7 protein-coding genes, 2 pseudogenes and 1 riboswitch are annotated in these 12668 nt (G+C 64.6%); of the genes and pseudogenes, 7 read left to right on the forward strand and 2 right to left on the reverse strand.

Going from position 1 to position 12668, the window contains the following annotated elements; translation table 11 throughout:
* Positions 1-100 precede the first annotated feature (100 nt).
* Positions 101-1564: a cobyric acid synthase gene (locus P3R82_RS14935; RefSeq protein ID WP_283194411.1), complete on the forward strand. Its 1464-nt coding sequence runs from the start codon at positions 101-103 to the stop codon at positions 1562-1564.
* Here P3R82_RS14935 and P3R82_RS14940 read toward each other — a convergent pair.
* On the reverse strand, positions 1561-3351 hold the full coding sequence (locus tag P3R82_RS14940) for a chloride channel protein (protein WP_283194412.1): 1791 nt from the start codon (positions 3349-3351) through the stop codon (positions 1561-1563). The two genes, P3R82_RS14935 and P3R82_RS14940, sit on opposite strands and share 4 nt — an antisense overlap.
* Before the next feature lie 245 nt (positions 3352-3596).
* Positions 3597-3991, forward strand: a riboswitch (cobalamin riboswitch).
* Positions 3992-4301: 310 nt separating this feature from the next.
* Here P3R82_RS14940 and cobU point away from each other — a divergent pair.
* The 5 genes and pseudogenes from cobU to P3R82_RS14965 all read left to right on the forward strand — a co-directional run bounded on the left by cobU (position 4302) and on the right by P3R82_RS14965 (position 11347).
* Entirely contained in the window at positions 4302-4820 is a 519-nt protein-coding gene (gene cobU, locus P3R82_RS14945) for a bifunctional adenosylcobinamide kinase/adenosylcobinamide-phosphate guanylyltransferase (RefSeq protein WP_283194413.1), read from the forward strand.
* Between the two features lie 5 nt (positions 4821-4825).
* Positions 4826-5875 (forward strand): cobalamin biosynthesis protein CobW, encoded by a 1050-nt coding sequence (gene cobW / locus P3R82_RS14950; RefSeq protein ID WP_283194414.1) that lies wholly within the window; start codon positions 4826-4828, stop codon positions 5873-5875.
* A 223-nt stretch (positions 5876-6098) separates the two neighbouring features.
* A pseudogene (gene cobN / locus P3R82_RS14955) lies at positions 6099-10273 on the forward strand (cobaltochelatase subunit CobN).
* A 4-nt stretch (positions 10274-10277) separates the two neighbouring features.
* The gene (cobO, locus tag P3R82_RS14960) at positions 10278-10922 is read left to right on the forward strand and encodes a cob(I)yrinic acid a,c-diamide adenosyltransferase (protein ID WP_183898977.1); all 645 of its coding nucleotides are present in this window, start codon (positions 10278-10280) and stop codon (positions 10920-10922) included.
* Complete coding sequence (locus P3R82_RS14965) at positions 10922-11347, forward strand: EamA family transporter (protein WP_183898976.1); 426 nt, start codon at positions 10922-10924, stop codon at positions 11345-11347. Before cobO ends, P3R82_RS14965 begins: the two co-directional genes overlap by 1 nt.
* Positions 11348-11350: 3 nt before the next feature.
* On the opposite strand, the gene P3R82_RS14970 is transcribed toward P3R82_RS14965, so the two are convergent.
* On the reverse strand, positions 11351-12136 hold the full coding sequence (locus P3R82_RS14970; protein WP_283194415.1) for a TSUP family transporter: 786 nt from the start codon (positions 12134-12136) through the stop codon (positions 11351-11353).
* 107 nt (positions 12137-12243) lie between these two features.
* Between P3R82_RS14970 and P3R82_RS14975 the strand changes: the two are divergent.
* Positions 12244-12664, forward strand: a pseudogene (locus P3R82_RS14975) (cobalamin biosynthesis protein).
* The last annotated feature ends 4 nt before the right edge of the window (positions 12665-12668 follow it).

Raw genomic sequence — 12668 nt, forward strand, 5'->3', positions numbered from 1 at the left:
CGGCTTTCGCATTTAGGGCGCTTGCGATCGGCGGGTTGCGATTGACCGGTACCGAAGCGCCGTTGTACGCCGTCTCCCAGTTTTTCGGAGCGCCGCGCCAATGACCAAAGCCATCATGCTGCAAGGAACCGGCTCGGATGTCGGAAAGACGGTGCTCGTCGCCGGCCTGTGCCGGCTGGCGGCCAATCGCGGTCTTCAAGTGCGCCCGTTCAAGCCGCAGAACATGTCGAACAACGCCGCCGTCGCCGATGATGGCGGCGAGATCGGGCGGGCGCAGTGGCTGCAGTCGATGGCCGCGCGGGTACCGTCATCCGTACATATGAACCCGGTGCTCTTGAAGCCGCAATCGGATGTCGGCAGCCAGATCATCGTGCAGGGCAAGGTCTGGGGGCAGGCCAAGGGGCGCGACTACCAGAGGCTCAAGCCGCAGCTGCTCGACTACGTCACCGAAAGCTTTCACAGGATCGCTCGCGGCGCCGATCTCGTCATCGTGGAGGGAGCGGGGTCACCGGCCGAGATCAACCTGCGGCCCGGCGATATCGCCAATATGGGGTTCGCGACGCGGGCCGGCGTGCCTGTCGTTCTCGTCGGAGATATCGATCGCGGCGGCGTGATCGCCTCTCTCGTCGGCGCGCACACGATCCTGTCCGACGAGGATCGCGCCATGATCTCGGGCTATATCATCAACAAGTTTCGCGGCGACGTGTCGCTGTTCGACGACGGGATCGCCGCGATCGGTCGGTTCACCGGCTGGCCCTGCTTCGGGGTGGTGCCGTGGCTGAAGGCGACGGCGCGGTTGCCGGCCGAGGATTCGGTGGCGCTGGAGCGGCTGGCGCGGGGCAAGGCGGGGGCGCTCAAGATCGCCGTTCCGGTGTTGCCGCGGATTGCGAACTTCGACGATCTCGATCCACTGCTGGCGGAGACGGATGTGGAACTGGTTTTCGTGCGCGCCGGCGAACGGTTGCCTGTCGATGCGCAGCTGATCGTCCTTCCGGGTTCCAAATCCACCATTTCCGATCTCGCCGATTTCAGGGCGCAGGGCTGGGACAATGATCTCGCCGCGCATGTCAGGCGCGGCGGACGGGTCATCGGCATTTGCGGCGGCTATCAGATGCTGGGCCGGATGGTCCGTGATCCGCTTGGGGTCGAAGGGAGCGTGCACGAGATCGAGGGGCTCGGGCTGCTCGAGGTCGAGACCGTCATGGACGCCGAGAAGACGGTCCGCAATAGCGTGGCGGTTTCGGCCGAGACCGGCGAGCCTCTTTCGGGCTATCAGATACATCTCGGAACGACCGAAGGCGCCGATCGGGTGCGGCCCTTCGCGATCGTCGACGGCGAGCCCGACGGAGCGATCTCGGGCGATGGGCGGATCGCCGGCACTTATCTGCATGGGTTGTTCGCGAGTGACGGCTACCGGGCCAGGCTGCTCGCAAGCTTCGGCCTGACCGGCCAGAGCCATAATTATCGTGCCGGCGTCGAGCAGGCGCTCGACGAGGTTGCCGCCGAGCTCGAAACCCATCTGGACAAGCGCTGGCTGGATAGCCTGCTCAGCCCGCAAGACTAGATTTCGCCCGAGACCTCGCGGCGGCGGCGGTCCAGTTCTTCGCTGTAGCGACGTAGCGTGTGGGCTTCGCTGAGCTGGCCGACCACGGTGCGTTCGACGAGATTGTTGACGACGGCGAGCGCTTCGCTCTCGGTCTTGTCGAAGATCGCGGCGGCCTGCTTGGCGTTCATCTGCGGCGTCAGGAAGTCGTTGCGGTAGCGCACGAATTCGTCCAGGCCCTTGCTCTCGTCGGCGGTGTCGGTGAGGTTGGCGTAGATATCGGGAACGAGCACGAGGCCAGCATATTTGCCGCTGTCTTCGACCAGGATGACGCGCTGCGCCGAGCCGATCGGGAAGCTTTCCTTGAAGGCTTCGATGCTGGTGCCAACCTTGGCCGTCTTGACGTCGGCGCGCATCAGCTTGTTCACCGTCAGATTGCGAATCCAGCCGACATCGTGGGCGCTGCGGATACTTTCGCCACGCAGGTGGAAGCGCCATGTGGCGAAGGAGTAGCCGAAGGTGCTGCGTACGACCAGCGAGGAGGTGATGACGGCGGCGAGAACCAGCACGGTGATCGGAAAGTCGCCGGTGATCTCGAGCGCCAGGAAGGTCATGGTCAGCGGCCCGCCGATGACGGCAACGGCAAGCGAGCTCATGCCGACGACGGCATAGATGATCGGCGTCAGCGACGCCTGGGCGAAATAGGGGGCCGAGTAGGCGAAGAACTTGCCGAGCAGCGCGCCCATGAACAGCGAGGCGAAGAAAAGACCGCCTCTGAACCCGGAACCGATCGAGATCGCCGACGCAAACGCCTTCAGCAGAAACAGACCCACCAGCGCCGGAATGGCAACATCGCGGGCGAGATTGAGTTGCAGGGCACCGTGTCCGGCCGACAGTACCTGGGGGGTCACCAGTGCGAGCAGGCCGACGACGATGCCGCCGAGCGCGGGGCGAAACGGGAGCGCGATCGAGCTGCGGCGGGCAAGCTCCTCGACGAAGGCGACGCCCTGCATGATCAGGATGCCGATGCCGGCGCAGAAAGCGCCGAGCAGGATGGCGGGTATGTAATCGGCGGGCATGACGGTGCCGAAATCGCCGATATCGATGATGAAATCGCTGCCGCCCAGCCAGCGGGCGATCAGCGTGGAGACGAGCGCCGAGACGACGACCGGTGTCAGCGAGACGATCGTGTAGGTGCCGATGATCAGCTCGAACGCATAGAAGGCGCCCGTGAGCGGCGCATTGAACGCGGCCGCGATGGCGCCCGCCGCGCCGCAACCGACGAGCACGCGAAGGTCGGCGCGGCGCAGTTGGAGCTTGTAACCGAGCTTTGAGGCGATGCCCGAGGCCAGCTGGGTATAGCCGGCCTCCAGGCCCACCGAGGCGCCGAAGCCGTTGGAGATCAGATTCTGGATCGCGACGATGATACTGTCGGTCAGCGACAGGCGGCCGCCATGCAGCGCGTTGGCCTCGATCGGGTCGACCATCGGCTTCTTGCGGGTCTTGGCCAGCACGTACATCAGGAGGCCGAGCAGGACGCCGCCGGCGACCGGGGCCGCCATCAGCAGGAATTTGTCGTTGATCTCGGACGAACTCAGGCGTTCGACGTCGCTGATGCCGAAGATCAGGCTGTGCATTTCACGCGAAATCAGGCTCATCGCGGTCACCGCGAGGCCCGAGGTGACGCCGACCAACGCGCCGGCAAGCACCATGCCCATTTCGCTGCGCCGCAAGAGCGCGCGCATGCGCCCGACATCGAGAAGCGTGTGAATCGGGCCGAGCTGTCGGAGATTGATTTTCAGGCGCATGGTGGGAAAATTGGGCGGGCGGCGGCCCGTTCAAGGTTGTGCGGGAATGGGGATAAAGCGGTGCTGGCCGCTTGCGCTGCAAATGCGGCGAAAACCCGGCCGGCACAACAAGTTTTTTTTGACATTAAGTCCATGATTATAGACGATAAATCTGGTAGAGATGATCGTCTTTGGAATGCGTCTCGCCAATTTGGCTGGTGGCGGCGTTTGGCGGTCGATTGACTTCGCGGCCGCGCTTGCCTAACGATGGATCGATAACGGATGGTTCCGGATCGCCAAAAGCGATGCGGATGAAAAGGGAATGTGACGGGGTGGACCCAACCAGGGCGCCTTCATCACAGCCGACCCCGCGACTGTAGAGCGGTCAGGGTCTTCCGTCCGGCGTCGGATGCGCTCTTGCCTGATGCCTGCGTGGTGCAGGCGGACAAGGGGCTGAAGGCGGCGGAAAAGCCACTGGCGATGCAAGCCATGATCAACCGGGGTTGGACGCCTCCCTATCTACGAATCGTCCGCCTTTTCATGATTGCAGCCGGGAAGGCGAGGAAGATCCGATGGCACGATCGGGAGAGCCACTTGCTGCTCTCCCGATCGTCGCCTGGACCCGCGAGCCAGGAGACCTGCCACTCGTGCCGGGCGCAAAGCCCAACCCGGGGCGCTTTGCCCGATGCCAGCACGGAGGTTGTCATGGCAGACAATGAGATTTTGGCGTCGGCGTCAGGCCGGACGCTCGCGATGTTCGATATAAGCTCCCTCATTCCTGTGCTCGTCACAGGAATCCAGCCACCGTGCGTCCGCGCGGTGAATGACTCTTTTCTGCTGGGTCGGTGGTCTCTCGCGCCCAAGGACTTGGGCGCACTGGATTCCTGTGACATCGCCCGAGCCAAGCTTGGGCACAGGAATGAGGGCGATCTTGGCGGGTCGCGGCGCTCGACAATGGAAGCCGTTCCGGCATGACCACGGCTTCCTCCACCCTCATCCTCGGCGGCGCGCGCTCCGGCAAGTCTCGCTTCGCCGAACAACGCGTCATCGACAGCGGCCTCGAGCGCCACTACGTCGCCACCGGGCGTGCCTGGGACGAGGAGATGCGCGCGCGGATCGACCAGCACAAGGCCGATCGCGGCGACCTGTGGACCACGCATGAGGAGCCGCTCGATCTTGTCGGCCAGCTGGCCGCGATCGACGGCGGGGGGCGGGCGGTGCTTGTCGACTGCCTGACGCTGTGGGTCACCAATCTGATGATGGAGGAGCGCGACATGGCGGCGGAATTCGCGGCGCTTGCCGCCCACGTGCCGCGCGCCAAGGCGCGCCTCGTCATCGTTTCCAATGAAGTCGGCCTCGGCATCGTGCCGGACAATCGCATGGCGCGTGAGTTTCGCGACCATGCCGGCCGGCTGCACCAGATGATCGCGGCGGTCGCCGCGGACGTGTATTTTATCGCGGCGGGACTGCCGCTGAAAATGAAGGGTTGAATTTTATGAGCCAGCAGAAGATCCCCGCCACCGTCATCACCGGCTTTCTCGGCGCCGGCAAGACGACGATGATCCGCAACCTGCTTTCCAACACCAATGGCAAGAAGATCGCGCTCATCATCAACGAGTTCGGCGACCTCGGCGTCGACGGCGAGGTGCTGAAGGGCTGCGGGGCGGAAAACTGCACAGAGGACGATATCATCGAGCTCACCAATGGCTGCATCTGCTGCACGGTCGCCGACGACTTCATTCCGACGATGAGTAAGCTCCTGGAGCGCGAAAACCGGCCTGATCATATCGTCATCGAAACCTCCGGTCTTGCCCTGCCGCAGCCGCTGGTCGCCGCCTTCAACTGGCCTGACATCCGCACGCAGGTGACCGTCGATGGCGTGATCACCGTGGTCGACAGCGCCGCCGTCGCCGCCGGCCGTTTCGCCGACGATCACGATGCCGTCGAAGCCCGCCGTGTCGAGGACGACACGCTCGATCACGAAAGCCCGATCGAGGAGCTGTTCGAGGACCAGCTCACTTGCGCCGACATGATCGTCCTCAACAAGACCGACCTGATCGACGGCGCCGGCCTTGCTCGTGTGCGTGAAGAGGTTGCCTCGCGCACCGCGCGCAAACCGGTGATCATCGAGGCCAAAAACGGCGTGGTGCCGACGAGCGTGTTGCTCGGGCTCGGCATCGGCACCGAGGAGGATATCGGCAACCGCAAGTCCCACCACGAACTCGAGCACGAGGACGGTACGCCGCACGACCACGACGAATTCGACAGCTTCGTCGTCGATCTCGGCCCGGTCGCCGATCCCGTCGCCTTCGTCGAGAGCCTGAAGGGCATCATCGCCGAACACGACGTTCTGCGCCTCAAGGGCTTCGTCGATGTCCCCGGCAAGCCGATGCGCCTGCAGCTGCAGGCGGTCGGCAGCCGCATCGACCACTATTTCGACCGCGCCTGGGCATCCGGCGAGACGCGCCGCACGCGGCTGGTGGTCATCGGCCTGCACGAGATGGACGAGGGCGCGGTGCGTGAGGCGATCGAGGGTCTGGTTTAAGGTTGATGGTTGGCATGGGCGGTTGTCGATTTGAGGATGGTTTGACTGGTGCGGTGTGGCCCCCTCATCCGCCTGCCGGCACCTTCTCCCCGTGGGGGAGAAGGGATATGCCGCAACGTCTCGTTTCCTCTTCTCCCCAGCGGGGAGAAGGTGCCCGTAGGGCGGATGAGGGGGCCGCGCACTCTACGCCTGCGACCAATATTTCCCGTAAAGACCTAACGCCATGCACCTTCTTCTAGCCCAGCAGGGAACGATCAGCGACGGCGAGGAGGCGATCGATCTTGGTCAGTCTCCCGCCGACATCCTGTTCCTCTCCGCCGCCGACACGGAACTGGCGGCGGTGGCGGTCGCGCAGGGCCGGCGTTCCGGCGCGCGGTCGCTGCGCATCGCCAGCCTGATGAACTTCAAGCATCCGATGTCCGTCGATGCCTATGTCGAGCGCACGGCGCGGCATGCCAAGCTGATCATCGTCAGGGCGCTGGGCGGCGCCAGCTATTTCCATTACGCGCTGGAGGCGCTGCATGCGGCGGCGGCCCGACACGGCGCGCTGATCGCGGTGCTGCCGGGAGATCCGAAACCGGACGCGGGCTTGACGCCGTTTTCGAATGTACCGCTCGAGGATCTGAATGCGCTCTGGGCCTATCTGATCGAGGGCGGTGACGCGAATACGCATGCGTTTCTTGATTATGCCGAGGCGATGCTGTCCGGGGCGGAGAAGCCGGAGGCGGCGGCCCCCCTGATGAAGGCCGGGGTCTGGTGGCCGGGGCGGGGTGTTGTCGGGGTCGAGGAGTGGCGGCTGCTGTCGGCGGGTGGCTTACCCCCCTCTGTCCTGCCGGACATCTCCCCCACAGGTGGGGAGATTGGCTGGGAGCGCCCGCTCGCTCCAGTCTCAACTGTTTGGCTGGGAGATAACAACGAGTCGATCTCCCCCCTTGTGGGGGAGATGCCCGGCAGGGCAGAGGGGGGCGCTACGGGCGAGACGCCAGCGGCTACAGACCGTCCCACCATCGCCATCTCCTTCTACCGCGCCCTGGTGCAGAGCGGTGAAACCCGGCCCGTCGAGGCGCTGATCGAGGCTCTGATCGCTCAAGGAATCCGGCCGCTGCCGGTCTTCGCCTACAGCCTCAAGGATCCCGTCTCGAAGGGCATCCTCGAAAGCGTCTTCGCGATCACCAGGCCCGACGTCGTCATCAACACCACCGGCTTCGCCGTGTCCGCGCCGGGTGCGGAACGGCAGCCGACTGTGCTGGAAGCCAGCGATGCCGTGGTGCTGCAGGCGATCTTTTCGGCGTCCTCGAAGGAGGTGTGGGAGAGTTCCTCGCAAGGGCTGTCGGCGCGTGATCTCGGCATGAACGTGGCGCTGCCCGAGGTCGATGGCCGAGTTCTCTCGCGAGCGGTCTCGTTCAAGTCGGCGGCGCGCTATGATGCGCTGGTCGAGGCCAATATCGTTGCCAGCGAGCCGGATCTGGGACGCATGGCTTACACCGCGCGTCTGGCCGCCAACTGGGCGCGGCTTCGCCATGCCAGACCGGTGGAGCGGCGGGTAGCGCTTGTGATGGCGAACTATCCGAACCGCGACGGCAGGCTCGGAAACGGCGTCGGTCTGGATACGCCGGCCGGCACGATCGAGGTGCTGTCGGCGATGCGCAAGGCCGGCTATCCCGTTGGTGACATCCCCGAGAGTGGCGATGCGCTGATGCGCCACATCATGGACGGGCCCACCAATTCCGGTCGCGACGGCAAGGTCGTCCGCGAGACGCTTTCAATGAGTCGTTACAGGGATTTCCTCGCAACTCTTCCGAAAAAGATTCAAGACGAGATCGGCGCGCGCTGGGGCGGGCCGGAGGCCGATCCCTATGTCGTGGATGGCGTCTTCGCGCTGCCGTTCACGCGCTTCGGCGATGTGCTCGTCGGCATCCAGCCGGCGCGCGGTTACAATATCGATCCGAAGGAAAGCTACCATTCGCCGGATCTTGTGCCGCCGCACGGCTACCTAGCCTTCTACGCCTTCCTGCGCCACGAATTCGGCGCGCATGCGGTGATCCACATGGGCAAGCACGGCAATCTCGAATGGCTGCCCGGCAAGGCGCTGGCGCTTTCGGAAAGCTGCTATCCGGAGGCGATCCTCGGGCCGCTGCCGCATCTCTACCCCTTCATCGTCAATGATCCCGGCGAGGGAACGCAGGCCAAGCGCCGCACGGCCGCCGTCATCATCGACCATCTGACGCCACCACTGACGCGCGCCGAGAGCTACGGGCCGCTGAAGGATCTGGAGGCGCTTGTCGACGAATATTACGAGGCGTCGGGCGGCGATCCACGGCGTATCCGGCTGCTCAGCAAGCAGATCCTCGATCTGGTCGCCGATATCGGGCTCGATCAGGATGCGGGGATATCGAAGGGAGAAAGCGAGACCGAGGCGCTGAAGAAGCTCGACGCCTATCTCTGTGATCTCAAGGAGATGCAGATACGCGACGGGCTGCATGTCTTCGGGGTGTCGCCTGAGGGGCGGTTGCTGACGGATCTGACGGTGGCGCTGGCGCGGGTGCCGCGCGGGCTGGGTGAGGGTGGTGACCGGAGTTTGCAGCGGGCGATAGCTGGGGATGTGTTTGGGAGTGTTGGTGATGTGGTGGGGAGCCTTGCGGGCGTGATACCCCCCCTCTGTCCTGCCGGACATCTCCCCCACAAGGGGGGGAGATCGACTCGTGGTCTGCTCCCCAACCAAACGGTGAGGTTCGAGCGAGCGGGCAAGCCCAGCCAATCTCCCCACCTGTGGGGGAGATGCCCGGCAGGGCAGAGGGGGGTATCCCACCCGCCGGCGCTTCCTTCGACCCCCTGAACTGCGACATGGCCGCCGCATGGACCGGGCCACGCCCCGAGATCCTCGCGGACGTCTCGTCCGATCCTTGGCGCACCCAGGGCGACGCTGTTGAGCGTATTGAACTGCTCGCCGCCAAATTCGTGTCCGGCGAACTGCCATGCCCACCCCTCTGGTCCCAGACCAGAGCCGTCCTCGACGAGATCGAAACCCGCCTGAAACCCGCCATCCTCGCCTGCGGCGACGCCGAGATCGAAGGCTTGCTCCGCGGCCTCGACGGTCGCTTCGTACCTCCCGGTCCCTCCGGCGCGCCGACGCGGGGGCGGCCGGATGTTTTGCCGACGGGGCGGAACTTCTACTCCGTGGACAGCCGCGCGGTGCCGACGCCGGCGGCCTACGAATTGGGGAAGAAATCGGCGGAGCTTCTGGTGCGTCGCTATGTGCAGGATCACGGCGAATGGCCGGTGTCGTTCGGGCTGACGGCCTGGGGGACATCGAACATGCGCACCGGCGGCGACGATATCGCCCAGGCGCTGGCGCTGATCGGCGTCAAGCCGGTGTGGGACATGACATCGCGGCGAGTGACAGGCTATGAGATCATTCCACAGGCCATGCTGAGAAGGCCGCGCGTGGATGTGACGCTGCGCATTTCAGGCTTTTTCCGCGATGCCTTTCCCGAGCAGATCGCTTTGTTCGACAAGGCGATCCGGGCTGTCGGCGCGCTGGATGAGGACGAGCAGGATAACCCGATCGCGGCACGCATGCGGGGCGAGGCGACACGGCTGGAAGAGGCCGGGCTCGACGCGGCGCAGGCAAGGCGGCGGGCGGGGTATCGGATTTTCGGGTCGAAGCCGGGTGCTTATGGCGCGGGGCTGCAGGCGCTGATCGATGAGAAGGGCTGGGAGCGGCGCGCCGATCTGGCGGAGGCCTATCTGGTCTGGGGCAGTTACGCCTATGGCGCCGGCGAAGAGGGCCGGGCCGAGCGCGGCGTCTTCGAGGAGCGGCTGCGCTCCATTCAGGCTGTCGTGCAGAACCAGGACAATCGCGAGCACGACCTGCTCGACAGCGACGATTACTACCAGTTCGAAGGCGGCATGGCGGCGGCGGCGGAGACGCTCGGCGGCATCAGGCCGTCGATCTATCACAATGATCACTCCATGCCGGAGAAGCCGGTCATACGGTCGCTGGAAGAGGAGATCGCCCGCGTGGTGCGCGGCCGCGTCGTCAATCCGAAGTGGATCGATGGCGTCATGCGCCATGGCTACAAGGGCGCGTTCGAGATCGCCGCCACGGTCGATTATCTCTTCGCCTTCGCGGCGACCACGGGCGCGGTCGGCAACCATCATTTCGAGGCGGTCTATCAGGCATTCGTCGTGGATCAGAAGGTGCGCGATTTCATGCTCGGGAAGAACCCGGCCGCCTACGAGGAAATGAAGGAACGGCTGCTGGAGGCGATCGAGCGGCGGCTCTGGACGCCGCGCAGCAATTCCGCGCGGTTCGATCTTACCGCGACAGACAACACACACGACAGATCAGGCGGCGGCGATGCCGCCGATCGATTGAAGCTTGCATCCGGGGAATAGCGACATGACCGAGGAAACGACCGAGACCACGACGGAGGCCACTGGCCACGACGATGCCCGCCACAGCGAGAAGATGGCCAAGAAAAAGGCCGCGCGCGACAAGATCATGGCGACGAAGACGGGCGAGAAGGGCCTGATCATCGTCCACACCGGCAAGGGCAAGGGCAAGTCGTCCTCCGCCTTCGGCATGATTTTCCGCCATATCGCGCATGGCAAGCCATCGGCCGTGGTGCAGTTCATCAAGGGTGCGATGTGGACAGGCGAGCGCGACCTGATCGAGAAGCATTTCTCCGATGTCTGCCAGTTCCACACGATGGGCGAGGGCTTCACCTGGGAAACGCAGGACCGCGCCCGTGACGTCGCGGCCGCCGGCGCTGCCTGGGAGAAGGCGAAGGAACTGATCCGCGACGAGCGCAATTCGATGGTGCTGCTCGACGAGATCAATATCGCGCTGCGCTACGACTATATCGATATCAACGATGTCGTGGCGTTCCTGAAAACGGAAAAGCCCTATATGACTCACGTCGTTCTCACCGGGCGCAATGCCAAGGATGAGCTGATCGAGATCGCCGATCTGGTAACCGAGATGGAGCTGATCAAGCATCCGTTCCGCTCGGGCATCAAGGGACAGGCGGGCGTGGAGTTCTGATGACGCAAAGCTGGGTCTTCTGGGCCGTCCTGTCGGCTGCCTTCGCGGCGCTGACGGCGATCTTCGCGAAGATCGGCGTGGCGGGCGTCAATTCCGATTTCGCGACGCTGATCCGCACCGTGGTGATCCTCGCGATCATCAGCGCGATCGTGCTGGCAAGCGGGCAGTGGCAGCCCTTCTCCAGCATATCGGCAAAGACCTGGCTGTTTCTCTGCCTGTCGGGCGCGGCGACCGGCGCGTCGTGGCTTGCCTATTTCCGCGCCTTGAAGATCGGCGACGCGGCGCGGGTCGCCCCGATCGACAAGCTGTCGATCGTGCTCGTCGCCATCTTCGGCGTGGTTTTTCTCGGCGAGAAGCTCAACATGATGAACTGGCTCGGCGTCAGCCTGATCGCCTCAGGAGCGCTGCTTCTCGCGCTTTTCTGAACCTCAGACCCCCAGCCAGACGCGTAGCGGATTGGCTGGGTCGGACAGGAGCTTGATCGTGAACGCGATGCAGACGATGACGAGCAGCGGCTTGATCAGCCTGGCGCCGATGCGCATGGCAAGCCGTGAACCGAGCTGCGCGCCGAGAAACTGGCAGACACCCATCATCAGGCCGAGTTTCCAGAGCGTGGCGCCGAAGGAGGCGAAGACGATCAGGGCGCCGAGGTTCGAGCCGAAGTTCAGGAGCTTGGTGTGGGCGGTGGCCTTGAGCATGCCGAAACCGGCCAGCGAGACGAATCCCAGCATGAAGAACGAGCCGGTGCCCGGACCGAACACGCCGTCGTAGAAGCCGATCGCCGGCACGAGTGTCAGTCCGAAGACGAAGGGCGTGATGCGGCGGTGCTTGTCGACATCGTCGAGATTGGGCTTCAGCGCGAAATAGAGCGCGATCACCACGAGCAGGACCGGCATGATCGCACGCAGCACGTCGCCGGGGACGATGGTTGCGAGCGCCGCGCCAAGCGAGCCGCCCATGACGGCCATCAGCGCCATCGGCAGCTGTTGACGCAGATTGACATGCCCCTTGCGGGCATAGGCGATCGTCGCCGATCCGGCGCCGAACAGGGATTGCACCTTGTTGGTGCCCAGCGTCTGAAGCGGCGGGATGCCGGCGATCAGCATCGCGGGGACGGTGATCAGGCCGCCGCCGCCGGCAATCGCATCGACGAAACCGGCAAAGAAGGCAGCCGCGGCAAGGAGAAGAACGAGGTGAGGGGCAAGGTCGTACAATGGAGGAACCTGTGGGAATGCTAATGCACTGTGTCGGCGCGCATGTTGCATTTACCGGCCGGTGCTGCAATGGCTTGGGCGACACAGGCAACCGGCATTTCCATCCCATGACCGCACTCGAGTTCGATATCACCCGCCGCTACGTGCTCGGCCTCGGCTGCGAGCGGGGCACCTCGCCCGACGAGGTCATGGCGCTGGTCTTCTCGGCCTTGGAGATGGCCGGCATCGTGCCTGAGCAGGTCGCCGGGCTGGTGTCCATCGATCTCGCGCCGCGATGAACCGGCGATGGCGGTGGTCGCCGCGCGGCTGGCCATCCCGATGCTGTTCTTCGACGCCGCGACGCTCGAGAAGGAGACGCCGAGGATCGCAAACCCGTCCGACGTCGTCTTCGCGCGGGTGGGTTGCCATGGTGTCGCGGAATCCGCCGCACTCGCGGCGATCGGGCCCGAAGCCGAGCTTGTGCTTGAGAAAATCAAATCTGCACATGCGACCGCCGCGATCGCACGCGCCCTGTTGCGGAAAGAGTAGCGCT

The sequence above is a fragment of the Rhizobium sp. AN80A genome, assembly GCF_030053015.1.
Taxonomy (GTDB): Bacteria; Pseudomonadota; Alphaproteobacteria; order Rhizobiales; family Rhizobiaceae; genus Rhizobium; species Rhizobium metallidurans.